24 protein-coding genes are annotated in these 26,642 nt (G+C 72.9%); 7 read left to right on the plus strand and 17 right to left on the minus strand.

Features of this window, described 5'->3' with window-relative positions; all coding sequences use genetic code 11:
• The first annotated feature begins 74 nt into the window (after positions 1-74).
• The 4 genes from ACSNOG_RS08260 to ACSNOG_RS08275 all read left to right on the plus strand — a co-directional run bounded on the left by ACSNOG_RS08260 (position 75) and on the right by ACSNOG_RS08275 (position 5,722).
• Positions 75-1,382 (plus strand): arginine deiminase, encoded by a 1,308-nt coding sequence (locus tag ACSNOG_RS08260; protein WP_436751897.1) that lies wholly within the window; start codon positions 75-77, stop codon positions 1,380-1,382.
• A gap of 82 nt (positions 1,383-1,464) precedes the next feature.
• The gene (gene argF / locus ACSNOG_RS08265; RefSeq protein WP_436751898.1) at positions 1,465-2,466 is read left to right on the plus strand and encodes an ornithine carbamoyltransferase; all 1,002 of its coding nucleotides are present in this window, start codon (positions 1,465-1,467) and stop codon (positions 2,464-2,466) included.
• A gap of 182 nt (positions 2,467-2,648) precedes the next feature.
• Positions 2,649-3,476, plus strand: coding sequence for an enoyl-CoA hydratase family protein (locus tag ACSNOG_RS08270; protein WP_436751899.1), 828 nt, complete (start codon positions 2,649-2,651; stop codon positions 3,474-3,476).
• Positions 3,461-5,722: a bifunctional salicylyl-CoA 5-hydroxylase/oxidoreductase gene (locus tag ACSNOG_RS08275; RefSeq protein WP_436751900.1), complete on the plus strand. Its 2,262-nt coding sequence runs from the start codon at positions 3,461-3,463 to the stop codon at positions 5,720-5,722. The genes ACSNOG_RS08270 and ACSNOG_RS08275 overlap by 16 nt, the downstream gene beginning before the upstream one ends.
• 27 nt (positions 5,723-5,749) lie before the next feature.
• Here ACSNOG_RS08275 and ACSNOG_RS08280 read toward each other — a convergent pair whose 3' ends face one another.
• Both ACSNOG_RS08280 and ACSNOG_RS08285 read right to left on the minus strand, forming a co-directional pair.
• Positions 5,750-6,589: a PaaX family transcriptional regulator gene (locus tag ACSNOG_RS08280; RefSeq protein ID WP_436751901.1), complete on the minus strand. Its 840-nt coding sequence runs from the start codon at positions 6,587-6,589 to the stop codon at positions 5,750-5,752.
• Positions 6,582-8,237 (minus strand): AMP-binding protein, encoded by a 1,656-nt coding sequence (locus ACSNOG_RS08285; RefSeq protein WP_436751923.1) that lies wholly within the window; start codon positions 8,235-8,237, stop codon positions 6,582-6,584. The genes ACSNOG_RS08280 and ACSNOG_RS08285 overlap by 8 nt, the downstream gene beginning before the upstream one ends.
• Positions 8,238-8,412: 175 nt before the next feature.
• Between ACSNOG_RS08285 and ACSNOG_RS08290 the strand changes: the two genes are divergently transcribed.
• Positions 8,413-9,585, plus strand: a complete 1,173-nt coding sequence (locus ACSNOG_RS08290; protein ID WP_436751902.1) for an acyl-CoA dehydrogenase family protein — start codon at positions 8,413-8,415, stop codon at positions 9,583-9,585.
• A gap of 47 nt (positions 9,586-9,632) precedes the next feature.
• Positions 9,633-10,049: a RidA family protein gene (locus tag ACSNOG_RS08295; RefSeq protein WP_436751924.1), complete on the plus strand. Its 417-nt coding sequence runs from the start codon at positions 9,633-9,635 to the stop codon at positions 10,047-10,049.
• A 67-nt stretch (positions 10,050-10,116) separates the two neighbouring features.
• Here ACSNOG_RS08295 and ACSNOG_RS08300 read toward each other — a convergent pair whose 3' ends face one another.
• From ACSNOG_RS08300 to ACSNOG_RS08330, 7 genes are all read right to left on the minus strand, one after another.
• Entirely contained in the window at positions 10,117-10,563 is a 447-nt protein-coding gene (locus tag ACSNOG_RS08300; RefSeq protein WP_436751903.1) for a hypothetical protein, read from the minus strand.
• A 72-nt stretch (positions 10,564-10,635) separates the two neighbouring features.
• Entirely contained in the window at positions 10,636-13,326 is a 2,691-nt protein-coding gene (locus ACSNOG_RS08305; protein ID WP_436751904.1) for a polynucleotide kinase-phosphatase, read from the minus strand.
• Positions 13,323-14,861 (minus strand): 3' terminal RNA ribose 2'-O-methyltransferase Hen1, encoded by a 1,539-nt coding sequence (locus ACSNOG_RS08310; RefSeq protein ID WP_436751905.1) that lies wholly within the window; start codon positions 14,859-14,861, stop codon positions 13,323-13,325. Before ACSNOG_RS08310 ends, ACSNOG_RS08305 begins: the two co-directional genes overlap by 4 nt.
• Before the next feature lie 34 nt (positions 14,862-14,895).
• Positions 14,896-15,651: an NUDIX hydrolase gene (locus ACSNOG_RS08315; protein WP_436751906.1), complete on the minus strand. Its 756-nt coding sequence runs from the start codon at positions 15,649-15,651 to the stop codon at positions 14,896-14,898.
• A 4-nt stretch (positions 15,652-15,655) separates the two neighbouring features.
• Entirely contained in the window at positions 15,656-17,113 is a 1,458-nt protein-coding gene (locus ACSNOG_RS08320; protein ID WP_436751907.1) for a hypothetical protein, read from the minus strand.
• 234 nt (positions 17,114-17,347) lie between these two features.
• A complete protein-coding gene (gene mmuM, locus ACSNOG_RS08325) occupies positions 17,348-18,289 on the minus strand; it encodes a homocysteine S-methyltransferase (protein WP_436751908.1) in 942 nt (313 codons plus the stop codon).
• Positions 18,290-18,388: 99 nt separating this feature from the next.
• A complete protein-coding gene (locus ACSNOG_RS08330; protein WP_436751909.1) occupies positions 18,389-19,312 on the minus strand; it encodes an LLM class F420-dependent oxidoreductase in 924 nt (307 codons plus the stop codon).
• Between the two features lie 248 nt (positions 19,313-19,560).
• Between ACSNOG_RS08330 and ACSNOG_RS08335 the strand changes: the two genes are divergently transcribed.
• Positions 19,561-19,764 (plus strand): hypothetical protein, encoded by a 204-nt coding sequence (locus ACSNOG_RS08335; protein ID WP_436751910.1) that lies wholly within the window; start codon positions 19,561-19,563, stop codon positions 19,762-19,764.
• Between the two features lie 11 nt (positions 19,765-19,775).
• Here ACSNOG_RS08335 and ACSNOG_RS08340 read toward each other — a convergent pair whose 3' ends face one another.
• The 8 genes from ACSNOG_RS08340 to hisC all read right to left on the minus strand — a co-directional run bounded on the left by ACSNOG_RS08340 (position 19,776) and on the right by hisC (position 26,611).
• Positions 19,776-20,234, minus strand: coding sequence for a DUF6099 family protein (locus ACSNOG_RS08340; RefSeq protein WP_436751911.1), 459 nt, complete (start codon positions 20,232-20,234; stop codon positions 19,776-19,778).
• A gap of 155 nt (positions 20,235-20,389) precedes the next feature.
• Positions 20,390-20,806: a nucleotide pyrophosphohydrolase gene (locus ACSNOG_RS08345; protein ID WP_436751912.1), complete on the minus strand. Its 417-nt coding sequence runs from the start codon at positions 20,804-20,806 to the stop codon at positions 20,390-20,392.
• Complete coding sequence (locus tag ACSNOG_RS08350) at positions 20,796-22,055, minus strand: AAA family ATPase (RefSeq protein WP_436751913.1); 1,260 nt, start codon at positions 22,053-22,055, stop codon at positions 20,796-20,798. Before ACSNOG_RS08350 ends, ACSNOG_RS08345 begins: the two co-directional genes overlap by 11 nt.
• A gap of 24 nt (positions 22,056-22,079) precedes the next feature.
• Positions 22,080-22,493 (minus strand): cell division protein SepF, encoded by a 414-nt coding sequence (locus ACSNOG_RS08355; protein ID WP_382041354.1) that lies wholly within the window; start codon positions 22,491-22,493, stop codon positions 22,080-22,082.
• Between the two features lie 141 nt (positions 22,494-22,634).
• Positions 22,635-23,057, minus strand: coding sequence for a DUF2000 family protein (locus tag ACSNOG_RS08360; RefSeq protein WP_436751914.1), 423 nt, complete (start codon positions 23,055-23,057; stop codon positions 22,635-22,637).
• Between the two features lie 96 nt (positions 23,058-23,153).
• A complete protein-coding gene (locus tag ACSNOG_RS08365; protein ID WP_436751915.1) occupies positions 23,154-23,822 on the minus strand; it encodes a hypothetical protein in 669 nt (222 codons plus the stop codon).
• A 78-nt stretch (positions 23,823-23,900) separates the two neighbouring features.
• Positions 23,901-25,196 carry an ATP-grasp domain-containing protein gene (locus tag ACSNOG_RS08370; RefSeq protein WP_436751916.1) on the minus strand — a complete coding sequence of 432 codons (1,296 nt, stop codon included), beginning with the start codon at positions 25,194-25,196 and terminating at the stop codon, positions 23,901-23,903.
• A gap of 263 nt (positions 25,197-25,459) precedes the next feature.
• The gene (hisC, locus tag ACSNOG_RS08375) at positions 25,460-26,611 is read right to left on the minus strand and encodes a histidinol-phosphate transaminase (protein ID WP_436751917.1); all 1,152 of its coding nucleotides are present in this window, start codon (positions 26,609-26,611) and stop codon (positions 25,460-25,462) included.
• Positions 26,612-26,642 lie beyond the last annotated feature (31 nt).

Raw genomic sequence — 26,642 nt, forward strand, 5'->3', positions numbered from 1 at the left:
CACGGCGGGCCGCCCGTGGACGTTTCGCCGTGGTGAACCGGGTCATCACGCGTGATCCGGGACAGGATGGGGGGATGGGATTCCATGTCGATTCCGAGGCCGGGCGGCTGCGCCGCGTCATACTGCACCGCCCCGGCCTGGAGCTGAAGCGGCTCACGCCCTCCAACAAGGACGCTCTCCTCTTCGACGACGTGCTGTGGGTGCGGCGGGCCCGCGCGGAGCACGACGGGTTCGCGGACGTGCTGCGCGAGCGCGGGGTCGAGGTGCACTTCTTCCAGGACCTGCTGGAGGAGAGCCTGACGGTGCCGGAGGCCCGGGCGCTGGTGCTGGACCGGGTCTTCGACGAGAAGGAGTACGGGCCGCTGGCCACCGGCCACCTGCGGGCCGCGTTCGAGCGGCTGCCGGCCGGTGAGCTGGGCGAGTGGCTGGTCGGCGGGATGACCAAGCGCGAGTTCCTGGAGCGCTGGAGCGAGCCGGTCTCCGTGCGCTTCCACGCCATGGAGCTGGACGACTTCCTGATCAACCCGCTGCCCAACCACCTGTTCACCCGGGACACCTCCGCCTGGGTCTACGACGGGGTGTGCGTCAACGCGATGCGCTGGCCCGCGCGTTGGCACGAGACGGTCCACTACGAGGCCCTCTACCGCTACCACCCGCTCTTCTCGGACGGCGGCTTCCACGTCTGGTCCGAGGGCCAGGCCGCCTATCCGTCCACGATCGAGGGCGGCGACGTGCTCGTCATCGGCGAGGGCGCCGTGCTGATCGGGATGAGCGAGCGGACCACGCCGCAGGCGGTGGAGATGCTCGCCCACCGGCTCTTCGCGGCCGGCTCGGCCCGCACGATCGTGGCGCTGGACATGCCCAAGCGGCGCGCCTTCATGCACCTGGACACGGTGATGACGATGGTGGACGGGGACACGTTCACGCAGTACGCCGGGCTCGGGATGCTCCGCTCGTACACGATCGAGCCGGGTGCCGGCGAGCGCGAGCTGAAGGTCACCGACCACCCGCCGGAGCACATGCACCGGGCGATCGCCGCGGCCCTCGGCCTGGACGCGGTGCGGGTGCTCACCGCGACGCAGGACGTGCACGCGGCGGAGCGGGAGCAGTGGGACGACGGCTGTAACGTGCTGGCCATCGAGCCGGGCGTGGTGGTGGCCTACGAGCGGAACGTGACGACCAACACCCACCTGCGCAAGAACGGCATCGAAGTGATCACCATCCCGGGCAGCGAGCTGGGCCGGGGGCGGGGCGGGCCGCGCTGCATGAGCTGTCCGATCGAGCGGGACGCGGTGGGTGCGGCCCCTGCGCCGCTGACGACACCGGCCGTGGGTCCCGTCTCCGCTCCGGCCCCCGCCCCGAGTGGCCCTTCGCACACATGATTGCATAGCAATGCGGGGGCATGTATAGAATTCCATTTTTCCGCAGTCGTGAGCCCCGCCAGCCAGCTAGGAGTCCATCCCCATGACGACAGACCTCAAGGGCCGTCACTTCCTCAAGGAGACGGACTTCACCGCCGAGGAGTTCCACGGCCTCGTCGAGCTCGCGGCCGAACTCAAGGCCGCCCGGCAGACCGGTGTCGAGGAGCAGCGGCTGCTGGGGCTGCACATCGCCCTGATCTTCGAGAAGACCTCGACGCGGACCCGCTGCGCCTTCGAGGTCGCGGCGGGCGACCAGGGGGCCCGTACGACCTACCTCGACCCGGCGGGCTCCCAGATCGGGCACAAGGAGTCGGTCAAGGACACCGCGCGCGTGCTCGGCCGGATGTTCGACGCCATCGAGTACCGGGGCCACGGCCAGGACGTCGTGGAGGAGCTGGCCGCGCACGCCGGGGTGCCCGTCTACAACGGCCTGACGGACGAGTGGCACCCCACCCAGATGCTGGCCGACGTCCTGACCATGTCCGAGCACACCGCCAAGCCCCTGGAGCACGTCGCCTTCGCCTACCTCGGCGACGCCCGCTACAACATGGGCAACTCCTACCTGATCACCGGCGCGCTCCTCGGCATGGACGTGCGCATCGTCGCCCCGGAGGAGCTGTGGCCCGGCGCGGAGGTCATCGCGGCGGCGCGGCGGCTCGCCGAGACGAGCGGGGCGCGGATCACCCTCACTCCGGACGTCGCCGAGGGCGTCAAGGGCGCGGACTTCGTCGCCACCGATGTGTGGGTGTCGATGGGCGAGCCCAAGGAGGTGTGGGACGCCCGCATCGCCCTGCTCGCGCCGTACGCCGTCACCATGGACGTGCTGCGCGCGACGGGCAACCCGGCGGTGAAGTTCCTGCACTGCCTGCCCGCCTTCCACGACCTCGGGACGACGGTCGCCCGCGAGATCCACGAGCGGCACGGACTGACCTCCCTGGAGGTGACCGACGAGGTCTTCGAGTCGCCGCACTCCGTCGTCTTCGACCAGGCCGAGAACCGGATGCACACGATCAAGGCGGTGCTGGTGGCGACGCTGGCGGGCTGACGCCCCGCACGCCGCACGCCGAACCGGACCGTTCCCCCGCCGCCGCGGCAACCCGCCGCGGCGGCGGGCGTTTTCCCGCGACCCCGGATCCTTATCGCGTACTCGTGACGACAGTCACATAGCGGTGATAACTTCACAGCGCAGGCACGCACCAGCCCCCCGGCTGAAGGAGGCCGCGCTCCATGAGTCCGTTCACCGGCTCCGCGTCCCGTACCGAGGAGTGGCGGCACCTGCGCCTGACCCTCGACGCGGGCGTCGCGACCGTCACCCTCGCCCGCCCCGACAAGCTCAACGCCCTCACCTTCGGCGCCTACGCCGACCTGCGCGACCTCCTGCCCGAGCTGGCCCGCGACGGCTCCGTGCGCGCCCTCGTGCTCGGCGGCGAAGGCCGCGGCTTCTGCTCCGGCGGCGACGTCGACGAGATCATCGGCGCGACGCTGGCCATGGACACCGCTCAGCTCCTGGACTTCAACCGGATGACCGGGCAGACCGTACGGGCCCTGCGCGAGTGCCCCTTCCCGGTCGTCGCCGCCGTGCACGGGGTCGCCGCGGGCGCCGGGGCCGTCCTCGCGCTCGCCGCCGACTTCCGCGTCGCCGACCCGACCGCCCGCTTCGCCTTCCTCTTCACCCGGGTCGGCCTCTCCGGCGGCGACATGGGCGCCGCCTACCTACTCCCCCGCGTCGTCGGCCTCGGACACGCCACGCGGCTGCTCATGCTCGGCGACACCGTGCGCGCCGCCGAGGCCGAACGCATCGGACTCGTCAGCCTGATGGCCGGGGAGGGGCAGGCCGGGCCCGAGGCGCAGGCCCTCGCCCGCCGCCTCGCCGACGGGCCCGCCCTCGCCCACGCCCAGACCAAGGCCCTGCTCACCGCCGAGCTCGACATGCCGCTCGCGGCCGCCGTCGAACTCGACGCCGCCACCCAGGCCCTGCTGATGAACAGCGCCGACTACGCCGAGTTCCACGCCGCCTTCACCGAGAAGCGGCCGCCGAAGTGGCAGGGGCAGTGACACCCGCCGGGAGGGTCGCCGTCATCGGCGGCGGCCCCGGCGGCCTCTACGCCGCCGCCCTGCTGAAACGGCTCGCCCCGCAGCGCGAGGTCACCCTGTGGGAGCGCAACGCCCCCGACGACACCTTCGGCTTCGGCGTCGTCCTGTCCGACGAGACCCTCGGCGGCATCGAGAGCGCCGACCCGGAGGTCTACGCCGCCCTGCGCCGCGAGTTCGTCCGCTGGGACGACATCGACGTCGTCCACCGCGGCACCGCCCTGCGCTCCGGGGGTCACGGCTTCGCCGCCCTCGGCCGCCGCCGGCTCCTGGAGATCCTCCACGAGCGCTGCCACGGGCTCGGCGTCCGGCTCCGCTTCCGCACCGAGGCGCCGCCCGCGGCAGCGCTCGCCCGCACCCACGACCTGGTCATCGCCGCCGACGGCGTCCACAGCCGCACGCGCGAAACACACTCCGAGCACTTCCGGCCCACGCTCACCACCCACCGCTGCCGCTACATCTGGCTCTCCGCCGACTTCGCCTTCGACGCCTTCCGCTTCGAGATCGCCGAGACCGAGCACGGCCTGATGCAGCTCCACGGCTACCCGTACCGAAGCGACGCCAGCACCGTCGTCGTCGAGATGCGCGAGGACGTCTGGCGCCGCGCCGGCCTCGACCGCTGCGACGAGGACGGCACGCTCGCCGCGTGCGGCAAGCACTTCGCCGACGCCCTCGGCGGCCGCCCCCTGCGCTCCAACAACTCCGCCTGGACCGCCTTCCGCACGGTCGTCAACGAGCGCTGGCACCACGGCCGTACGGTCCTCCTCGGCGACGCCGCCCACACCGCCCACTTCTCCATCGGCTCGGGCACCAAGCTCGCCGTCGAGGACGCCCTCGCCCTCGCCCGGGCCCTGGAGCGGCACCCGGACGTCCCCGCGGCGCTCGCCGCGTACGAGGCCGAGCGGCGCCCGGCCGTCGCCTCCACCCAGCGCGCCGCCCGCGCCAGCCTGGAGTGGTTCGAGGACCTCGCCGTGCACGTGGACCAGCCGCCGCGCCGGTTCGCCTTCAACCTCCTCACGCGCAGCCGCCGCGTCACCCACGCCAACCTGCGCCTGCGCGACGCGGACTTCGTCGCCTCCGTGGAGGACGAGGCCGGCGTCCCGCCCGGCACGCCCCCCATGTTCACCCCCTTCCGGCTGCGCGGCCTGACCCTGCGCAACCGGGTCGTCGTCTCCCCCATGGACATGTACTCCGCGACCGACGGCACCCCCGGCGACTTCCACCTCGTCCACCTCGGCGCCCGCGCCCTCGGCGGGGCCGGGCTCGTCATGGCCGAGATGGTCTGCGTGAGCGCGCAGGGCCGGATCACGCCCGGCTGCTCGGGGATGTACACCCCCGAGCACGAGCGGGCGTGGCGCCGCATCACCGGCTTCGTCCACGACCAGGCGCCCGGCACGGCGATCGGACTGCAGCTCGGGCACGCGGGCCGCAAGGGCTCCACCCGCCGCATGTGGGAGGGCATCGACGAGCCCCTCCCGGAGGGGAACTGGCCGCTGGTAGCCCCGTCGGCGCTGCCCTACCGGCCCGGCGTCAACCAGACCCCGCACGCCCTGACGGTCGCCGAAATGGCCGCGATACGGGACCGGTTCGTACGGTCCGCGGAGGCGGCCGGCCGCGCCGGGTTCGACCTGCTCGAACTCCACTGCGCCCACGGCTACCTCCTGTCCGGCTTCCTCTCGCCGCTGACCAACCGCCGCGACGACGCCTACGGAGGCGGCCTCGAGGGGCGGCTGCGCTACCCCCTGGAGGTCTTCGACGCCGTCCGGGCCGCATGGCCCGCCGACCGGCCCATGACCGTACGGATCTCCGCCACCGACTGGGCGGACGGCGGCACCACCGCGGAGGACGCCGTCGCCGTCGCGCGCGCCTTCGCCGCGCACGGGGCCGACGCGATCGACGTCTCCACCGGCCAGGTCGTCGCCGACGAGCGGCCCGCCTTCGGCCGCTCGTACCAGACGCCCTTCGCCGACCGCATCCGTCACGAGGCGGGCGTGCCCGTGATCGCGGTCGGCGCCATCTCCTCCTGGGACGACGTCAACTCCCTCGTCCTGGCGGGCCGGGCCGACCTGTGCGCCCTCGGCCGGCCGCACTTGTACGACCCGCACTGGACGCTGCACGCGGCGGCCGAGCAGGGGTACGCGGGACCGGGGGTGTCCTGGCCGGCGCCGTACCGGGCGGGGAGCCGGCGGCCGCCGACCGGAAAGGGATAGGGGCTTCGGGGCCTTGAGCCCTGGGCCTTAAGCCAACTCCCCCGCCACGAAGCGCGCCCCCGCATCCCGCAGGCGGGCGTGCAGCGCCCCGAAGACCCGCGCGGCCCGTCCCCCGGGCCAGTCGGCCGGCAGCAAGCCCGCCGGCAGGCCGGGATCCGCGTACGGCAGGTGCCGCCACGAGTCCAGCGCGAGGAGGTAGTCGCGGTAGGCGTCGCGCGGCGGCACCACCCGCCGCCGCGCCCAGCGCCGCAGCACCGGCTCGTGGGCGTCCAGGAAGGCGCGGTGCTGCGCGGCCAGCGAGCCGAGGTCCCACCAGCGGCCCACGGCTTCCGCGGTCGGTTCGAAGCCGAGGTGGGAGCCCCTGAACAGGTCGACGTAGGGGGCCAGTCCGAGGCGTTCGAGGGTGTGCCGCGTCTCGTCGTGGACGTGCGCGGGGGCGATCCACACGCCGGGGGCCGCGGTTCCGAAGCCGAGCCGGGCCAGCCGCGAGCGCAGCAGGTGCCGCTTGTGCCGCTCCTCCTCGGGGACGGAGAAGACCGCCAGCAGCCAGCCGCCGGCCGTGCGCGTGGAGGCCCGGCCGTAGATGCGCCGGTCGCCGTCGTCGAGGAGCTGCCGTGCGGCCTCCGAGAGGCCGTAGCCCGCGGCCCCGTCGGGCGTGCGGTCCGCGACGAGCAGACCGCGCCGTTTGAGCCGCGAGACGGCCGACCGCACCGAGGGCGAGTCCACGCCGACGGCACCCAGCAACCGGATCAGGGCCGCGATCGGTACGGGCCGGCCGCCCGTATGGCGGGCGCCCCCGCGGCCGTACGCGCCGTAGAAAGTGACGATGAGGGACCGAGGAGTATGGAGTGGTTGCTGGTCAGTCACGGGGAAACTGTAAAGCGCCGTGACGCAGCCGGAAGCGCTGCAACTTGCCGGTTGGCGTGCGGGGAAGGGCCTCCGTGAACTCGATCTCGCGAGGGCACTTGTAGGGAACGATCTCCTTTTTGGTGAACTCCCGCAGCGCCGCGGCCGTCGCCGCTGTGCGCGGCACCCCGGACCGGAGCACCACGTGGGCGACGACGATCTCGCCGCGCCGCTCGTCCGGGCGGCCGACGACGGCCGCTTCCAGCACGTCCGGGTGGCGCAGCAGGGCTTCTTCGACTTCCGGGCCGGCGATGTTGTACCCGGCGGAGATGATCATGTCGTCGGCGCGGGCCACGTAGCGGAAGTGGCCGCCGGGCTCGCGCACGTAGGTGTCCCCGGTGAGGTTCCAGCCGTCGCGCACGTACGCGCGCTGCCGTTCGTCGGCGAGGTAGCGGCAGCCGGTGGGGCCGCGCACGGCCAGCAGGCCCGGTTCGCCGTCCGGCAGGGTCCGGCCGTCGGGGCCGACGACGCGCGCCTCGTAGCCGGGGACGGGCAGGCCGGTGGTGCCGGGGCGGATCGCGTCGTCGGCGGCGGAGATGAAGATGTGCAGCATTTCGGTGGCGCCTATGCCGTTGATGACGCGCAGTCCGGTGGCCTGCCGCCAGGCGTGCCAGAGGGCCGCGGGCAGGTGTTCGCCGGCGGAGACGCAGCGCCGCAGCGACGAGACGTCGTGCGGGCCGGGCTGTTCCAGCGCCTCCAGCATCGAGCGGTACGCGGTGGGGGCGGTGAAGAGCACGGAGACGCGGTGGCGCCGGACGTCGTCGAGAAGCCGTTCGGGACCGCGCCAGTCGGTCAGCAGGGTGGACGCCCCCGCCCGCAGGGGGAAGATCACCAGGCCGCCGAGGCCGAAGGTGAAGCCCAGGGGCGGGCTGCCGGCGAAGACGTCGTCGGGGCGCGGCCGCAGGACGTGGGCCGAGAAGGTGTCGGCTATGGCGAGCACGTCGCGGTGGAAGTGCATGCAGCCCTTGGGGCGTCCGGTGGTGCCGGAGGTGAAGGCGATGAGGGCGACGTCGTCGGCCGAGGTGTCCGCCGCCGCATACGATGAGGGTTTGTCCGCGGCCAGGTGCAGCAGGTCGCCCGGGGTGTCGCCGCCGTACGGGGTGACGCGCAGTGGGTCGGCGGCCCGTGCGAGGGTGCCGAGGCCGTCGAGCGAGCGGGCGTCGCACAAGGCGTGCCGTATGCGGGCGAGTTCGCAGATCGTGGTGAGTTCGTGCGGGCGCTGGGCGGCCAGGACGGTGACGGCCACGGCGCCGGCCTTCATCACGGCGAGCCAGCAGGCGGCGAGCCAGGGGCTGGTGGGGCCGCGCAGCAGGACGCGGTTGCCGGGGACCACGCCGAGGTCGTCGGTGAGGGTGTGGGCGATGCGGTCGACGTGGGCGGCGAGCCGGCCGTAGGTCCACAGGCGGCCGGTGTCGTCGTGCACGGCGGGGCGGTCGGGTCCCAGCTGGGCGATGGTGCCGTCGAGCAGCTCGGCACCGCAGTTGAGGCGGTCCGGGTAGGCGGGGAGGACGCCGCCCCGCGGGCCGAGGAGCAGGTCGGGCCACTGGTCGGCGGGCGGGAGGTGGTCGCGCGGGAAGGTGTCGTCGTGGACCGAGGGCCGAAGCTCCATCGCTGCCATCGCTGTGCGCCCCCTCGCGCCGGTGACATGGAGGTGAACGGGGGTCTTGCCAGCTGTACGGATCCGCTGTCAGCGTAGCGACTTGGTGACGGCAGTCAACAGAGCGCGATAGACCGCGCTCCAGACCGACCTCGGAGACGGAACTCGGAGACAGAAGGGGCCGCCCATGGCCACCCCGTTCGCCCTCGACCCACGGCAGCGCTCCTGGTGCGAGGAGCTGCGCACCCTCGCGGCGGAGCGGCTGCGCCCGCTCGCGGCCGGCGGCGAGCCGGGCCGCGTCAACCGGCCCCTCGTCGCCGCCCTCGGCGAACTCGGCCTGCTGGCCCGGCTCTTCCCGGACGGAGGATCCGCCGCGGGACCCCCTGAGGGACCCGCCGCGGGCGCCGTACGCGCCATGGACCTGTGCCTGCTGCGGGAGTCCCTCGCCCGCGAGTGCACGGAGGCCGAGACCGCGCTGGCCCTGCAGGGGCTCGGCGCGTACCCGGTCGTGCAGTCCGGGACCGCGCGGCAGCGCGCCCGCTGGATGCCGGAGGTGATCGCGGGCCGGGCCGTGGCCGCGTTCGCGCTGAGCGAGCCCGCGGCCGGGTCCGACGCGGCGGCGCTGGAGCTGTGCGCCGAGCCCGACCCGTCCGGCGCCGGGGACGGCTGGCGCCTCTCGGGCGAGAAGACGTGGATCTCCAACGCGCCCGAGGCCGACGTCTACACCGTCTTCGCGCGGACGGGGCAGGCGCCCGGCTCGCGGGGCGTGACGGCGTTCCTCGTACCGGGCGACAGCGCGGGGTTGTCCGGGCGCGGCCTGGACATGCTCAGCCCGCACCCCATCGGCACGCTGACCTTCGACGGCGTGCCGGTCGGCGCCGGGGACGTGCTCGGGGTGCCGGGCGGCGGGTTCCGCGTCGCCATGCGCACGCTCGACCTGTTCCGGCCGAGCGTGGGGGCCTTCGCCGTCGGCATGGCACGGGCGGCGCTCGCGGCGGCCGTCGCGCACGCCGGGGAGCGGCGCGCGTTCGGCGGCCCCCTGAAGGACCTGCAGGCCGTCTCCCACCAGCTCGCCGAGATGGCCACCCGTACGGAGGCCGCGGCCCTGCTGGTGTACGCGGCGGCCGCGGCCTACGACGCGGGCGAGCCGGGCATCGCGGCCCGCTCGGCGATGGCCAAGCTCCTGGCCACCGAGACCGCGCAGTACGTCGTGGACGCGGCCGTCCAGCTCCACGGCGCCCGCGCGCTGCGCCGGGGGCACCTGCTGGAGCACCTGTACCGGGAGGTGCGCGCGCCACGGATCTACGAGGGCGCGAGCGAGGTCCAGCGCACGATCATCGCGAAGGAGCTGTACCGGTGAGCGGGGCGGACGCACCGGACGGGAAGGCCGCCGGAGGGGAAGGCAGCGTGCCGTCGCACGACCCCGGAGAGCTCCGGCGCCTCAACCCCCCGGAGCTCTCGCCGCCGGCGGGCTTCTCCCACGCCGTCACCGTCACCGGGGGCCGGCTCGTCTTCCTCGCCGGGCAGACCGCCCTGGACGGCGCGGGCCGCATCGTGCCGGGCGGGCTGCCGGAGCAGTTCGAGCGGGCCCTGGGCAATCTGCTCGCCGCCCTCCGCGCGGCGGGCGGCGGGCCGCAGCACCTGGCGCGCGTCACCGTCTACACCACCGACGTCGCCGCCTACCGGGCGCACGCCCGGGAACTGGGCGGCATCTGGCGGCGGCTGGCCGGGCGGGACTACCCGGCGATGGCCGTCGTCGGTGCGGTGCGCCTGTGGGACGAGGAGGCACTGGTGGAGCTGGACGGCACCGCGATGCTGCCGTGACACCCGTCCCGGGCGCCTGATCGTAAGCCTCTTCGGAAACCGCTGCGGAACCGCCTCAGAAACGGCTTCAGAAGCCGCTGCAGGTCGCCGTGGCCTCCCGGCCGGACGCCGTGGCGGTCCACGGCCGGCGGTCGTCCACCGTCACCGAGCAGGAGACCGTACCGCCGGACTTTCCGGTCGTGACGGCCAGCAGGCCGCCCTTCACGAAGTCGTTCGTCTCCAGCTCCTTGCGCCAGGGCAGGCCCGGGGGGCTCTCCTTCTGCGTCACGAGGCCACCGCCCCGCCAGGTGGTGTACGCGACGGACACGCCCTTCGCGTCGCCGGTGACCTCGTAGCGCACCCGCACCGTCTTGTCGGTCTCCTCCGCGAGCCCGATGACGAGCGCCGCGCACCCGCCGGCCAGCAGGACCACGGCGGCGAGCAGCACCCACGGCCACTTGCGGCGCCCCTTGCGGGCACGGGCGGGCGGCGCCCACTGGCCGTGCGCGGGGCCGCCCGGGTGCGGGGTACTCATGCGGCCAGCATGCCGCCGACCCCGCGGGGCGGCGAGCGGGGGCCGCCCGTACGGGGGCCCACCGCGCCGCGCCTACAGCCGCGGGTCGACCGGCTCCGACTCCAGGGCGAGGACCCCGAAGACGGCCTCGTGCACCCGCCACAGCGGCTCGCCCGCCGCCAGCCGGTCCAGCGCCTCCAGGCCGAGCGCGTACTCGCGCAGGGCGAGCGAGCGCTTGTGGCCGAGGTGGCGTGCGCGCAGCCGGGTCAGGTTGTCCGGGCGGGTGTACTCGGGACCGTAGATGATCCGCAGGTACTCCCGGCCCCGGCACTTGACGCCCGGCTGGACGAGGCGCCCGTTCGCGGTCCGTACGAGCCCCTGCAGGGGCTTGACGACCATGCCCTCGCCGCCGGCGCCGGTCAGGTCCAGCCACCACTGCACGCCGGCCGCGACGGACTCCTCGTCCTCGGTGTCGACCACGAGCCGGCGGGTCGGGGCGAGCAGGCGGTTGACGTACACCGGGGTGTACGCGCAGAGGCCGTTGTTCGCCTCGGCGTCGTACATCTCGGCCTCGATCATGCGGTCGATCAGGGCGAGCTGCTGGTCGTGCGGGAGCCCGGCCAGGCTGCGGCCCTGCACCGCCAGGATCTGGAAGGGCGCCATCCGGATGCCGTCGAGGCCGTCCGTGCCCTTCGCCCCGACCCGGCGCAGGGACTGCGTCTCGGCCTGCTCCCCCGGCCAGCCCTGCGCGCTGTCGCCGGTGGTCCAGCAGTAGCGGCGGTACGCCTGCGTGAACGCGGCGGCGTCCGCGGCGCGCCCGCGCTGGCGGTCCAGCAGCTCCGACACGTCCACGCCGCGCCCCGCCGCCGACTCCAGCGCGGCGAGCGCCGGCGGGAAGACCGCGCCGGACGCGGCGCCGACGGCCGCGTACTGGTGGCGCAGCAGCCCCTGCGCCTTGAGGGACCAGGGCATGAGCTCGGCGTCCAGCAGCAGCCAGTCGGTCTCCAGCTCCTCCCACAGTCCGGCCGAAGCGGCCGTCCGGCTCAGCCGCCGCAGGACGCGCTCGGTCATCGCGGGGTCGTCGAAGAACGGCCGGCCGGTGCGGGTGTACAGCGCGCCACTCGCCCCGCCGGTCGCGCCGAAGCGCTCCCGCGCCACGTCCGCGTCGCGGCAGACCAGCGCCACGGCCCGCGAGCCCATGTGCTTCTCCTCGCACACCACCTGGCGCACCCCGTCGGCCCGGTAGGCGGCGAACGCCTCGGCCGGGTGCTCCAGGTAGCCCTCCTCCTGGGAGGTCGCGCACGGCGCCATGGTCGGCGGGAGGTAGGGCAGCAGCCGCGGGTCGACGGAGAAGCGGCTCATGACCTCCAGCGCGGCCGCGGCGTTCTCCTCCTTCACCGCGACCCGGCCCATGTGCCGGGTCTCGACGATGCGGCGGCCGGTGACGTCGGCCAGGTCGAGCGGGCGGCCGTCCTCCCCGCCGGGAGCGTCGCTCGCCAGCGGCCGCGCCGGCTCGTACCAGACCTGCTCGGCCGGTACGTCCACCAGCTCGCGCTCCGGCCAGCGCAGCGCGGTCATCTTCCCGCCGAAGACGGCTCCGGTGTCCAGGCAGATGGTGTTGTTCAGCCACGTGGCCGACGGGTTGGGGGTGTGGCCGTAGACGACGGCGGCGCTGCCGCGGTAGTCCTCGGCCCACGGGTAGCGCACGGGCAGGCCGAACTCGTCGGTCTCGCCCGTGGTGTCCCCGTAGAGCGCGTGCGAGCGCACGCGGCCCGAGGTGCGGCCGTGGTACTTCTCCGGCAGGCCGGCGTGGCAGACCACGAGCTTGCCGCCGTCGAGGACGTAGTGGCTGACGAGCCCCTCGATGAACTCCTGCACCTGCGCGCGGAAGGCGGGGTCGCGGGCGTCCTCGCGCTCCAGCTGCTCGATGGTCTCGGCCAGCCCGTGCGTCTGCTGGACCTTCTTGCCCTTGAGCCAGCGGCCGAGCTTGTTCTCGTGGTTGCCCGGCACGCACAGGGCGTTGCCGGAGGCGACCATGCCCATGACGCGGCGCAGCACGCCGGGGCTGTCGGGGCCGCGGTCGACGAGGTCGCCCACGAAGACGGCCGTGCGGCCCTCGGGGTGGACGCCGTCGGCGTAGCCGAGCCGGGAGAGCAGGGTCTCCAGTTCGGAGCTGCAGCCGTGGATGTCGCCGATGATGTCGAAGGGACCGGCGAGGTGCCGGAGGTCGTTGTAGCGGCGCTCCAGGACGACCTGGGCGGCCTCGACCTCCTCGACGCTGCGCAGGACGTGCACCTTGCGGAAGCCCTCGCGCTCCAGGCCGCGCAGCGAGCGGCGCAGCTCGCGGCGGTGGCGCTGGATGACGTGGCGGGGCAGGTGGGCCCGGTCGGGGCGGGCGGCGTTGCGGGCGGCGCACACGTCCTCGGGCAGGTCGAGGACGATCGCGATGGGCAGCACGTCGTGCTCCCGGGCGACCCGCACCAGCTGCCGGCGCGCCTCGGCCTGGACGTTGGTCGCGTCGATCACGGTGAGGCGGCCCGCGGCGAGGCGCTTGCCCGCGATGTAGTGCAGCACGTCGAAGGCGTCGCCGCTGGCGCTCTGGTCGTTCTCGTCGTCGGCGACCAGGCCGCGGCAGAAGTCCGAGGAGAGCACCTCGGTGGGCTTGAAGTGCTTCCGGGCGAAGGTGGACTTGCCCGAGCCCGTCGGGCCGACCAGCACCACGAGGGAGAGGTCGGTGACGGGGAGGGTGCGCCCGGCGGCCGCGGTGGCGGTTGCTGTGGTCATGCGGCCTTCTCCTGCTTCGGTTCTTTCTCTGCGTCTTTCCCGGTGGATTTCTCCGTGGATTTCTCCGTGGGCTTCTCCGTGGGCTTCTCCGTGGGCTTCTCCGTACGGGAGAAGACGCCCATCTGGGTGGGCGGTCCGACCTCCGGGTCGTCCGGCCCCACGGGTGCGTACGCCACCTCGTAGCCGTACCGCTCCGCGACGCCCGCCGCCCAGGCGCGGAACTCCTCGCGAGTCCACTCGAAGCGGTGGTCGGCGTGGCGCACGTGCCCGGCGGGGAGGGTCTCCCAGCGCACGTTGTACTCGACGTTCGGGGTGGTCACGACGACCGTGGCGGGGCAGGCCGCGCCGAAGACCGCGTGCTCCAGGGCGGGCAGCCGGGCCGGGTCCACGTGCTCGATCACCTCGCTGAGCACCGCCGCGTCGTACCCGGCCAGCCTGCGGTCGGTGTAGGCGAGCGAGCCCTGGAACAGCGCGACCCGCCCCGCCTGGCGCTCGGTCATGCGGTCCAGCCGCAGCCGCCGCGCGGCGATCGCGAGGGCGCGCGCCGAGACGTCCATGCCGGCGACCTCGGTGAACCGCGGGTCCTTCAGCAGCTCGCCGACGAGCTGCCCCTGCCCGCAGCCGAGGTCGAGCACGCGCGCGGCCCCCGAGGCGCGCAGGGCGCCCAGGATCGCCTCACGGCGCTGCACGGCCAGCGGAACGGGCCGCTCGGCGGTGTCCGTCTCCTCGTCGACGGCGTTGTCGAGCTCCTCCGCCTCGCTGTCGTCGGCCTCGGCGAGGCGGGCCAGGGCCAAGCGCTCCAGGGCGTCGCGCGTCAGCGACCAGCGGCGGCCGAGGTAGCGGCCGGCGATCAGGCGCTGCTCGGGGTGGCCTTCCAGCCATCCCTCGCCGGAGCGCAGCAGCTTCTCCACCTCGTCGGGCGCCACCCAGTAGTGCTTGGAGTCGTCCAGCACCGGCAGGAGGACGTAGAGGTGGCGCAGGGCGTCGGCCAGCCGCTGCTCGCCCTCCAGCACCAGGCGTACGTAGCGCGAGTCGCCCCACTGCGGGAACTGCTCGTCCAGCGCGACCGGCTCGGCGGACACCGTCCAGCCCAGCGGTGCGAACAGCCGCTCCACGAGGGCCGCGCCGCCGCGGGCGGGCAGCACGGGCACCTCGATGCGCAGCGGGCGCGCCGCCCCGGGCAGCTCGGGCCGGGCGGCGCACTGGCCCTTGAGAGCGGTGGAGAAGACGCTGCCGACGGCGACGGCGAGCAGCGAGGACGCCGCGTACGGGCGGTCGTTGACGTACTGCGCGAGGGCGGAGTCGGGCGCACCGCCGCGGCCCTTGCCCTTGGAGCGCCTCACCAGTGCCACCGGATCGATCTCCAGGAGCAGCGCGGCGGTGCAGCGCTCGGCCGTCGCCTCGGGGTAGAGGACGTGCGCGGTGCCGTGGGAGGTCGAGAAACGCTGCGCCTTGTCAGGATGCTTGTGCAGCAGGAATCCGAGGTCGGTCGCAGGGGACCCGGTCGTGCCGGTGGTGGATATCGTCAGGAACACGCTGCCGAGTATCCCCGGGGGCGCGCACCCGCGGCTAACGCTTTTCGTCCGCCGTATTCCCAGGATTTGCCGGCTTTCCCGTCCGGTGCCCCGCCGGACGGACCGACGGGCTTCCCACGAGCCCCTTCAGCAGGGCGCGGGTGAGGACGGCGATGGTGAATCCGCAGGTGATCGCCCCTGTCTCGACCATCTCGGCCACCTCCGGCCAGGGGCGGGTGACGATCCTGCGGATGCCTTCGGAAGTCTCCGGCGAACCGAAGCCGTCGATACGGGCGGCGAACAGCTCGACGTGGTCGCCGAGGAGACCGCTGTCGGGGTGCATGCGGCCCAGGGAAATCAATTCGGCGACATCCGCGCCGATTTCCTCCGCCAGTTCCCGCACGGCGTTTTCGGCCCCGGTTGCATCCGGCGCGCCCATGCCGCGGGGGACCTCCCAGTGCCAGGAGCGGGTGGCGTGCCGGTAGTGCTCGACGAGGACGACGTCTCCCGCAGGAGTGAGGGGCAGGACGACGGCGCCGGGGCTCGCGACCGTGGAGAGCATGCGGACGTAGAGCCCCGGGGCGCCGCCGGGGAAGCGGACCGCGTCCCGTACGAGGGTGACGAACCGGTCGGCGTAGACGACGCCGACCGTGGCCGCCGTGCCCTCCGCCCCGGCGTCCGCCGTGCGCCTGGCCTCTTCGATCTCGGCAGGGTCGAAGAGGATGTCGATGCCGCCCGGGGAGTTGCCGAACAGCTCGGGACGGTCGGCGCGCAGCCGGTCGTAGGGGGTTGCCGGGTTCTCTTCTCGCACTGGCTCAGTACTCCGGGAGTTCGTCCTGGACGGTGGCGGAGCCGGTGGCGGCCGGGGAGCCGCCCTCCTCCCGGTACCCGGGCAGCTTGCGCACCATGTCGTGGAACCTTTCCCACTCCCGCGTGCCGTCGAACCGGACCGCGGCCATCTCCCGGGCGAACTTCTGCTCGCGCCGGCCCTCCCTCCTGTTGCGGAGGACCAATTGCACGGACCCGCCGTACTTGGCCGAGACCCCGCCGAGGCTGCCCGCCACGCTCCAGGCCTCGTCGCCGGTGACGGCGGTGAACACGGCGCCGCCGACGGTGACGACGACCTCGATGACGGGCAGCCACTTGTTGGCGCGGACCCGGTGGTCGCCGCGGGCCTCGGCGAGGCGGACGATCTCGGAGTTGAGCCTGACGTAGCGGTCGAAGACGGGGCCGACACGCTCGTGGAAGGACGCCGGGTCGGCGGTCAGCTCGTCGAAGGCGGATATGTAGGCGTTCCACGGATCGCTCTGGCGCAGGCTCCAGATGTCCTCCAGGGCGAGCGCGTCGACCGCGGCGGGGGTGAGGGCGAGCCGGTCCTGGACCGTGGAGAACGCCTGCCGCTGCAGGAACAGCAGGAGCTGCTCGGGGTCCGTGACCGTCCCGGCGGGTGTCGTACGGATGTCGCGCCATTCCTGGAGGGCCACCCTGCGCAGGCTGCCGGCCGGGGTGAGCGGGTACATGCCCAGGGCGTCGGCGAGGTTGACGTTGTAGATGAGGTCGAGGAGCTGCTTGATCTCCCCCGCGAACGGCTTGTCCCTGTCGTACCTGCCCTCGGAGACGGGCACGCCCGGCACGCACACGAACTCCTGGTAGAGGACGTTGCGCGTGACGAGCTCGCCGCGGATGCTGCGCTCGTTGCTGAGCTGGACCACCTCCCCGATGCGGGCGGCGAACGCCGCGTGCCGCCGCCGCTCCACGCCGACCTGCGCGGCGAGCAGGGGGATGTCCTTCGCGGTCAGGCCCTGCACCCGCGCGGCGAAGGCGTTGAAGAGGGCGCTCCTGGTGGCGTCCCGGTTCTCCTGGTCCTCCCAGGAGAACCGGACGCACTTGACGCGCTCGCCGGCCGGCATCGCTTCGAGCGTCTCCTGCCAGGCGGTGAAGGCCCGCTCGTCGAAGTCCAGGCCGGTGCTCGGGCGCTCGGCGGGATCGCGCTCGTTCAGCAGGTACGGCACCAGGGCCGCCTGCGCCAGCAGCTTCTGGTGGGCGCGGCGGGCCGCGCCGCCCTCCACGAGGTCGCGGCTGACCGCGGGATTGTTGTAGAAGAACACGCGGTTGGCCACCACTTGGCGGGTGTTGATCAGGCTGCGGAAGTACTCGGCCCGCACCTCCTTCTCCCGCCCGCCCCCGACCTCCCGGAGCGACCTTCCCCCGGCGACCATCTCCCTGGTCAGCTCCGCCGTCACCCACTGGTTGTCCAGGGACTGGGCGATCACCGCACCCCGCGCCAGATCCGGCGGCCGCACTCTGACCGTCGCCTCAGTGGATTCCTGGGACATTTCCCACCCCCGGTCCTGGATCCCCTACGACGCACCGTTCACGTCCGCTTCCACGCTAATGGTGAACCCGTGGCCTGGACGCGAGGTTGCGCCAACTGGCCTTGCGTGGAGCAGCGTTGACGGGAGATGACGGGGAACGGCCCCGGCCGCGGAATCGGGGCTACCCGGGCGTCACGCGGCGCCCTGGCTCCGGCCCTCTTCGAGGACGGAGGCCAAGGCGGCGATTCCGTCCGGGCCCACGCGGCAGCAGCCCCCGATGAGGCGGGCCCCGGCCGCGTACCACTCGGTGACGCGATCGGGGGCGAAGGCCGGCCGCCCCGTCCAGGACCGGGCCGCGGCGTCCCACTGCTCGCCGCTGTTGGGATAGACCACGACGGGCTTCCCTGCGGCCTCCGCCGCGAGCGGCACCGCGCGGTCGGCATCGGCGGGCGTGCAGCAGTTGACCCCGACGGCGACGACCTGGTCGTTCCCGGCGGCCGCCGCGAACGCCTCGCGCAGCGGCTGCCCGGCCCGGGTGCGCTCGCCCTCCACGCTGTAGGACAGCCACACGGGCACTCCGCAGCCCTCCACGGCGCGCAGCAGCGCCTCCGCCTCGGCCACGTCGGGCACGGTCTCCAGGGCGAGGACGTCGGGCGCGGCCTCCACCAGGGCCTCGATCCGCGGCCGGTGGAAACGCTCCAGCGCGGCGGTGCTCAGGCCGTAACGGCCGCGGTACTCGCTGCCGTCGGCAAGGAAGGCACCGTAGGGGCCGACGGACGCGGCGACCCGGACCTCCTTCCCGGGGGCCGCGCGCTCCGCCGCGCCGCGCGCCAGCTCCACGCTGCGCCGCAGCAGTGCCGCGGCCTCGGCACGGCCCAGGCCGCGGCGCGCGAAGCCCTCGAAGGTGGCCTGATAGCTGGAGGTGATGAGCACCTGCGCGCCCGCCCGCGCATAGGCGGCGTGAGCCTGCTCGATCTGCCCCGGGTCGTCGGCGAGCAGCCGGGCCGACCACAGCGCGTCCGACAGGTCACAGCCCTGCGCCGCCAGCTGGTTGGACAGCCCGCCGTCGAGGACGAGCGGACCGCGCGCCAGCGCGTCGGCCAGGGAGACGGCGGGGGTGGGGGCGGGCGTCACAGGTACTCCTCGGTGATGCGGCGATGCCGGGCGGGCGTCAGGCCGGGAGCCGACCGCCCCCAGGGGCGCCGGCCCGGCAGGGGGCAGCTCCGGCCGGCGTCAGCTCAGCTGGGACTGGACCTCCGAGGAAATCAGCTCCAGGTGATCGAGGTCGTCCAGGTCCAGGATCTGGAAGTAGACCCGGGAGGAACCGATCGCCGCATAGCGGCCGATCTTGTCGACGACCTCGGCGGGCGAGCCCGCCAGACCGTTCTCCTTGAGCTCGGCCACATCCCGCCCGATGACCGCAGCGCGGCGCGCGACCTCCGCGTCGTCTTTGCCGATGCAGGCGACCAGCACGTTGGAGTACACGAGCTCATCGCCCTTGCGGCCGATCTCCTCCGCCGCCGCCCGCACCCGGCCGAACTGCCGCTCGCTGTCCTCGACCGAGGCGAAGGGGATGTTGAACTCGTCGGCGTACTTGGCGGCGAGCCGCGGCGTGCGCTTCGCACCGTGGCCGCCGATGAGCACGGGCACCTTCTGCTGTGCGGGCTTGGGCAGGGCGGGGCAGTCGGTGAGCTGGTAGTACGCGCCGTCGAAGTCGAAGGTCCGGCCGACCTCCGTCTCCCACAGGCCCGTCACGATCGCCAGCTGCTCCTCCAGCCGCCCGAACTTCTCCTTGGGGAAGGGGATGCCGTACGCCTTGTGCTCCTCCTCGAACCAGCCGGCGCCCAGACCGAGCTCGACCCGCCCGCCCGACATCTGGTCCACCTGGGCCACCTGAATGGCCAGCACGCCGGGCAGCCGGAAGGTGCCCGCGGTCATCAGGGTGCCCAGCCGGATGCGGCGCGTCTCACGGGCGAGCCCCGCCAGGGTGATCCAGGCATCCGTCGGTCCGGGCAGGCCGTCGGCGGAGCCCATGGCCAGATAGTGGTCGGAGCGGAAGAAGGCGTCGAAGCCGAGGTCCTCGGTGGCCTTGGCGACCGTCAGCAGGGTGTCATAGCTCGCCCCTTGCTGGGGCTCGGTGAAGATTCGCAGATCCATGCCTCCCATCCTGCACTGCCGTACGCGCGTCAACCGACCGTGCCCTGCCCCGGTCCACCCTCCCCGGTCGGGTGAAATTCCGCCGCCCCCGCCGGACGGGTGAGCCCCGGCCAGTGTCCGCCGCGGCCGGTGGTCGTTGGCTCGGGCGGAGCCGGACCGCCCGGCCCGCGCACCGGTGTGCTCTGCCGGAGGCGACGACCGCAACACCGCTCTCCCGCACCGGGAGGGCCGGGGCCGAGGAGGCCGCGATGACCCAGGAAGCCGTGCCCGACGAAACGGTGCCCGCCCAGCCAGCCGCCCGGAAGCCCGGCGAGCAGGGCCAGCCCAAGGGCCTGCTGCAGCAGATGGAGGAGCTGATGGCCGCGCTCAGCGCCGACCTGTCGCAGCTCGACGCCGATCTGCAGCCGCGCGACGAACGCCCGGCGTCCGTCGACGGAGGGGATGCCCGCTGACCGCCCGCGCCTCACGCGGCACCACCCTCCCGCTCGCGCGACGCGAGCCGTCTTTGTAACCAGCGGACTCTGTCGCTCGTCTCGTCGGCGGCGTCGATGGCTTCTATGCACTGCCAGTACATGGCGTCCTCACCGGAAGAGCAGGCGACGCCCACCAGGGCGATGCCCACTTCACCGAGGAGCCCGCAGAGCCCCGCCAACGCACCCCAGGGGTCGCGTACTTCGGTGAGCTGCCCCGCCCGTATCGCTCCGGCGCGCAGCGTGTGACGCAGCGCGCCGGACGCACGCGAGCCGGCCTCGCTCAGACTTCCCGCGGCGGCGCGGGCCTCGAAGGGCCCGTGCACCGCGAGGTGACCGCCGACCGCTCCCGCCAGCGCCTGGGTCTGCCACGCCTCGGTGACGATGTCGTGAACGGCCCTGGCCTGCGCCAGGGCCGTCCGGGTGGCTCCGATGAGCCGCACTGCATCCATGGCCTGAATCCCCCATCTTCCCGACTGCGCCTTCAACTGCGCTACCGACTGCGCCGTGCCCGCACCTGCTCACTACCCAGAGTGATGACTAACCGCCGGAAACGCCAGGGGAATTCAGAAATCTGTGGATACCAGATGGGGTGTGGATAACTCAATCACTCCGGAGAGTGACGGCCGGGCGTATCCGGAGCGCCTTGGTCCGGCTCTTCGGGCGTTTCCGGCACCGGGAACCGCCGCTCATTGCGCTCGATCTTCGCGGAGAGGGCCGCCGCGGGGTCGATGCCCAGCACCCCGCAGAACTGCAGGAGGTACGCCAGGACGTCCGCGACCTCGTCCTCGACCCGGGCGGCGGTTCCGGGGCTGTCCATCACCCGCGCGGATTCCTCCGGCGTCAACCACTGGAAGATCTCGACCAGTTCGGACGCCTCGACGCTCAGGGCCGCAACGAGGTTCTTGGGCGTGTGGTACGGGAGCCAGCGGCGCGCGGCCGCGAAGTCGGCCAGGCGGCGCTGCAGCACGCGCAGCTCGCCGCCCTCGCCGGCGCGCCCCTCTTCTCGGTGTTCATGATTCACCCCCAAGATCTACCACCGAGACTCCCGGCAGAGCCGGACCCCCTGCGGGATCCGAGGGATCCGCGCCCCCTTGCACCGCCGCCACCAGCCGGACGTGCCCCCGCTCCCCCATCCGTACGGCCAGGGAGAGCAGCTCACGCGCCTGGCGGGGATCCAGGCAGCGGTCGAAGCCGTCCGCCAGGACGGTGAGGGTCTGCCGCGCCTGCAGCACCTCGGCCGCCGGGTCCATGTCCAGCACCCCCGGGCCGGTCATCAGCACGATGCAGAGGGCGAGGTAGCGCAACTCGCCGTCCCCCAGCCTTTCCAGGGGCGTCGCCGTCCCGGACCGCTGCTCCAGCAGGGCCCGTACGAGTCCGTCGCCCGTGCCCCGCACCGCCAGTTCGTGCACGGGAACCCGGCACCCTGCGTCCACCGCCGCCACGAGCGCCGCATGCCGGGTTGCGCACTCGTGGCGCGTACGGCCGAGGACCGCGGCGACGTTGTCGCAGGAGCCGCGCAGCATCCCGTCGCCGGCGGCGACGGGCAGGCGCATGACCTCGGGGCGGGGGTCGCAGGCGAAGACGGAACGCAACGCCACGACGACCTGTTCGGCGGCGTCGAGGACGAGGCGCTGGCCGGCGGTCTTGCCCGCGACGCGCAGCGGCAGCAGGGCGGTGCCGAGCCGGTCGTCCGGCAGGGGGGCGCGGGTGACGGGGACGGCACCGGCCGTGTGCCAGGCGGCCTCCACGGCGCGGCGGCCGGGATCGCGCAGAGCCGTGGAGAGCAGGGTGCGGCCGGCGGCCGTCATCCGTTCGCCCACGATGCGCAGCTCGGGTTCGGCCTGGACGGCGACGTCGAGGCGGACGGGGCCCACAGGGCCTCCGACGGTGCAGCCGATGCGGAAGCCGCGCCGGCCCTGGGCGTCGGGGCGGGCCTGCTGCGGGACGCAGGCCTCGGGGCCGCCGTCGACGGGGGCGAAGGCCTCCTCCAGGGTGTCGCCTCCGGCGAGCCGCGCGAGGGCCGCGTAGGCCTGGAGGGCACTGGACTTGCCGCTGCCGCTCGGGCCCCGGAAGAGGGTCAGCGGGCCGAGCGCGAAGACGGCGTTGCGATGGGACTTGAAGGCGGAGAGCCGTAACTCGGTCACCGCGGGACGCTGACCGCCGGAAGGAACCGAGGTGGCGGCAGGACGGGCGGCAGGAGAGGTGGCAGCAGGAGGGGCGGCAGGAGAGGTGGCGGGAAGGGCGTCCGGTCGGGCACAGCGGGTGTCCATGCCCGGACCGTATGTGACAGATATTCAGCCAAACCGTTTCGGCTGATCACTTTTCCTACGATCGGGGTATCCCGACGCCACCTCCGTCCCTTCCGGGGCCAGCAGGAAGACGTTCGTGTCGACCCGGTGCATGCCGCTGCCCAGGCCGAAGACGACGCCGCTGGAGAAGTCAAGGATGCGCTTGGCGACATCCGTGTCGGCGCTGGTGAGGTCCAGCAGGACCGGCACCCGGGCCATCAGGTGCTCGGCGACCTCGCGGGCGTCCGCGAAGACCTGGACCCGCAGGACGACCATGCGCCGCTGGTTCGGGTCGGGCTGCTGTTCGTCCTCGGGCAGGGCCCGGTGGTTCGGCCATGACGGCCATGCGTGGTGACCACGGAGCGGGACGACCTCGGCCAGACCCTCCCACTGCTCGTCGGTGGCCTCGGACCTGTTCACCGGCTCACCCCTCCGGGGAACGTGCTCGCTATATGCATCCCACAATCCTAGGGACAATCGTCACCCGACGGGACCAATGACACGCCTGAGCGCCGGACGGACCGTGACGGCCCGTCCGGCGCACCCGCGCGGGCGTCCGGGTCAGCCCTTGTAGACGCTGAAGCGCTTGGTCAGCGCCCGGATGCCGGCGTCCTCTCCGACGACGCCCACCGCGCAGATGCCGAGCTCCCCGGAGGAGGCCCCGGCGACCATGGCCCGGTAGTCGTCGAAGCTGTTGCTGAGCGCCTGGCCGCGGGTGGTGAACACCACCGGGCTGAGCCCCTCCGCACGGGCGGACTCGGCCAGTTGCAGCAGGTGACCGTTGCGACCCGCGAGGACGACGGTGTTGAAGCGGATGCCGGCGTGGTGCACCCCGTCGCCGTCCCGCACGTCGTCCGCGTAGATCCTGGAGTCGATACGGGCCAGCTGGCCCATGACGATGGCGGCCGCGTTGGCGACGGCGCCCGCTTCCAGGGACTTGTCGACGGCGATCACCGTACGAAGAAGTTCTGGCGTTCCACTCATCCCGTTCACTTCCCGCTCGGCCCGCTCATCCCGCGTATCCCGCTCATCCCGCGTATCCCGCTCATCCCGCTTGTCTCGCCCGTCCCGCCCATCCGGTCATTTTCTCCGCTCGAAGACGACGAAGCTCATGGGGGTGCCCGCTGAGAGCACCTCGATGACCTCCAGCCCGAAGTGCTCGGCGCACGTGGCGTTGGTGATGGCGGCGGCACGTCCGCCGTGGGCCAGGGCAGCCTTGCAGGCGGCGCTGTTCGAGGTGGCGTGGAAGGACTCCGCGGCCCGGCCGCTCACGCGCGACTCGAAGAGCCTCCTGGTCGCCGGGTGGTAGTGGACGACGTCGAACCGGTCCAGGCTCGCGTCCTCGGGCGGGGCGGCGAAGACCATGTCCGGCAGGGGACCCACGAACGCCTCGACGGCCCGCAGTTCGGGGTCGAAGAAGAACGTACGGATCTCCGGGTAGGCGCCGGCCACGAGCAGGGCGTCGTGCCGGCCGTCCTTCACCGAATCGGCGGCCGCCTCGAAGGAGGGGTAGCCGAACAGCCGGCTCGCCTTGCCGGTCGCCGCCCAGCGCGTGCCCACGGTGACGCTGCAGGTGAGGCCCGCCGGGTCGTCGGCGAGCGTGGCCACGGAGGCGTAGCGGGTGGCAGGGCTGATCTCGGCGCTGAAGGGCGCCTGGGCAATGAGATCGGCGGCTTCGAGGACGTCCGGGGTGTCCAGGGCGTCCATGGCGTCCTTGCTGTCCAAGGTGTGCAAGGTCTGCGCAGTCACGAGGCGCTCACCTCGCAGCCGAATACCGAAGAGCTCGAATAACCGGCTGAATAACTGGCCGGACAACCGGCCGAATAATCATCCCTCGAGTTCATAGAATCCCGCCCCGTCCAGATATCGAATCGTTCCCATGTCGCGCTGCACAACTTCTTCCACCTCGTGCATCAGGTTGATGATGACGGGGTATGTGGTGTCGTCCACGGTCGGCACGATCTCCTCCCCCGGCCGGACCAGCTCCCACATTTCGCGGAAGCTCTCCAGTGAACGGATTTCCTCGATGTTCCGGTAGCTCTTGAGCCGCCCGGAGGCCGGTGAGATCAGGGCCACCCAGGCGAAGTACCGGTCTATCTCGTACGGCTCTCCCCGGCGCGCCAGGAAGCGCTTGGGCCGTACGTAGGCGTCGACGGCCCAGTCGAGCTGGGACTCGCCCGCCGCCAGCCGCGCGTAGTGCGGCAGGTCGCCGCCGGACAGCCGAGCGCCGGCCTCGATGAGGCAGGGGCCGTCCGGCGTCATCTTGAGTTCCACGTGGGCCGGGCCGTGCCGGATGCCCAGCGCGTCGAGCACCCCGAAGGCGTACTCGACCAGCTGGTCCTGCACCTCGCCGCGGCGCGGGACGATGTAGCACGCGCCCGACAGGTCACGGATGCCGTTGACGCTGAAGCGCGAGCTGCGCCAGATCTCGGCGGCGTGGTGGGCGCCGTCGAGACTGGCCGTGTTGACGATGTACTCGGTGCCGACCAGGTACTCCTGGGCCAGCACGGCGGTGTTGGGGCGCGAGAAGATGTCGTCCGCGCCGACGATGCGGCGGAACGCCGCCGCGGACTGCTCGGCGGTGTCGCAGAACGCGACCCCGTCGCCGCCCGCGCTGGAGAGCGGCTTGACGACGATCCGGCCGCCGAGCTTGCGGTGCCAGTCCACGAGCTCCTGCTCGCTCTCCGCCCGCAGCTGCTCCGCCGTGCGCAGACCTGCCCGCCGTACGGTCTCCGCCATCTCGGCCTTGTCCCGGCGGGCCCGGCTGAGGGCGGTCCCGTTGGTGGGCAGCCCGAGGGCCTCGCTGAGCACGTCGGCGAACGCCACGCCGTACTCGCCGCCGGGCACCACGGCCACCGGGTCGTAGGCCCGCAGTTCCGCGACCGTGCGGGCGAGGTCGCCGTCGTGCACGAGGTTGGCGACGTAGTTCTCCAGCGCCGGCCGCGAGGAGGCGTAGACGCCGGGCGGCTGCGGGGAACTCTGGACGCGCACGCACGAATATCCGGCACGGATGAAGGCCGGGGCGATATGACGGGCCGTCTGCGGAACTCCGTGCTCGGCGGTCTCGTAGCTGTCGACCAGAATCACGTTCCGCTGCCGGCGCACATCTTGGTGGGTGCCCAAGGAATCCTCCCGTACCAATCTCCGTGTATTCGCCAATCCTTGATCGATTTGCCGGGATCAGTCAACGGTGTCGGATGTCACAGGGAGAGGTGAATTTCTTTGTTTTCGGGCAGGCGGATTCCGGCCTGCGGCAGGAATTGACGCGCGCAGCAGGCCGGAAGTCTGCGAAGGTGTGGAAGGTTGGAAGAGCGGAAGGGTGGAGGGGTAGAGGGGTAGAGGGGTAGAGGGGTGGGAATTACCGGGGAACGCCGGGTGCCGACCCGCTACACACCCGGCAACTCCTTGCGGAACCGCTCGGCGACGTAAAGGAACCGGTCATTCGCGGCGGGCTCCCCCAGGCTGATGCGCGCGCCCTCGCCGTTGAAGGCCCGCACCAGGATCCCCTCGTGTGCGCACAACTCCGCGAGGGCGTCCGTGCGTTCCCCGGTCCGCAGCCAGACGAAGTTGGCGTGCGAGGGCTCCAGGGCCCAGCCCTGGCCGGTCAACGCCGCGCTCACCCGCGCCCGTTCGGCGGTGAGGGCGGTCACGCGCTCCCGCATGGCGGCCTCGGCCCGTAGCGAGGCGACGGCGGCGTCCTGCGCGAACTGCGTCACGCCGAAGGGGACGGCCGTCTTCCGTAGGGCGGCGGCCACGGGTTCGTGCGCGACGGCGAAGCCCACGCGCATGCCGGCGAGCCCGTACGCCTTGGAGAAGGTGCGCAGGACGCAGACGTTGGGACGGCCGCGGTAGACGTCGATGCCGTCGGGGAAGTCCTCGTCCTCGACGAACTCGATGTACGCCTCGTCCAGGACGACGAGGACGTCGGACGGCACGCGGTCGAGGAAGCGCTCCAGTTCCGCCCGGCGCACGATGGTGCCGGTCGGGTTGTTGGGGTTGCAGACGAAGATGAGGCGCGTGCGTTCGGTGATGGCTGCGGCCATGGCGTCGAGGTCGTGCACCTCGCCCGCGGCCAGCGGCACCTCGACGGGCCGGGCGCCCGCGATGCGGGTCAGGACGGGGTACGCCTCGAAGGACCGCCAGGCGTAGAGGACTTCGTCACCGGGTTGCGCGGTGATCTGCAGCAGCTGCTGGGTGACGCCGACCGAACCGGTGCCGGTCGCGATGTGCGACTCCGGCACGTCGAAGCGCGCGGCGAGTTCGCGCGTCAGCTCCCCGCACCACAGGTCGGGATAGCGGTTGATTCCCTGCGCACCGGCCACGGCCCGCTCGATCACGCCGGGCAGCGGCGGATACGGGTTCTCGTTCGCGGACAGCTTGTACACCGGCTGCGGTTGAGAGTGCTGCGGTGGCGACTGCTGCGCTTCGGTACCGGGCGCTCCCGCGGAGCTGCTCAGCCTGCTCGGCTGCCTGCTCGGTGGCCTGCTCGCCGGAACCCCCTCCAGCGCCGCCCGCAGCTTGGGCCCTAACTCCCCCACGTGCTTTCCCCCTCCTTGGACACGACGTGAC

Origin of the sequence: Streptomyces sp. URMC 124 (genome assembly GCF_051386455.1) — a bacterium.
GTDB lineage: Bacteria > Actinomycetota > Actinomycetes > Streptomycetales > Streptomycetaceae > Streptomyces.

Bases quoted from the DNA above. Each gene is read 5' to 3' on its own strand.
- ACSNOG_RS08360 (WP_436751914.1), bottom strand. From the start codon at position 23,057: ATGAGTGGAACGCCAGAACTTCTTCGTACGGTGATCGCCGTCGACAAG.
- argF (WP_436751898.1), top strand. From the start codon at position 1,465: ATGACGACAGACCTCAAGGGCCGTCACTTCCTCAAGGAGACGGACTTC.
- ACSNOG_RS08260 (WP_436751897.1), top strand. From the start codon at position 75: ATGGGATTCCATGTCGATTCCGAGGCCGGGCGGCTGCGCCGCGTCATA.
- ACSNOG_RS08305 (WP_436751904.1), bottom strand. From the start codon at position 13,326: ATGACCACAGCAACCGCCACCGCGGCCGCCGGGCGCACCCTCCCCGTC.
- ACSNOG_RS08340 (WP_436751911.1), bottom strand. From the start codon at position 20,234: ATGGATGCAGTGCGGCTCATCGGAGCCACCCGGACGGCCCTGGCGCAG.
- ACSNOG_RS08270 (WP_436751899.1), top strand. From the start codon at position 2,649: ATGAGTCCGTTCACCGGCTCCGCGTCCCGTACCGAGGAGTGGCGGCAC.
- ACSNOG_RS08335 (WP_436751910.1), top strand. From the start codon at position 19,561: ATGACCCAGGAAGCCGTGCCCGACGAAACGGTGCCCGCCCAGCCAGCC.
- ACSNOG_RS08300 (WP_436751903.1), bottom strand. From the start codon at position 10,563: ATGAGTACCCCGCACCCGGGCGGCCCCGCGCACGGCCAGTGGGCGCCG.
- ACSNOG_RS08350 (WP_436751913.1), bottom strand. From the start codon at position 22,055: ATGGACACCCGCTGTGCCCGACCGGACGCCCTTCCCGCCACCTCTCCT.
- ACSNOG_RS08285 (WP_436751923.1), bottom strand. From the start codon at position 8,237: ATGGAGCTTCGGCCCTCGGTCCACGACGACACCTTCCCGCGCGACCAC.
- ACSNOG_RS08330 (WP_436751909.1), bottom strand. From the start codon at position 19,312: ATGGATCTGCGAATCTTCACCGAGCCCCAGCAAGGGGCGAGCTATGAC.
- ACSNOG_RS08290 (WP_436751902.1), top strand. From the start codon at position 8,413: ATGGCCACCCCGTTCGCCCTCGACCCACGGCAGCGCTCCTGGTGCGAG.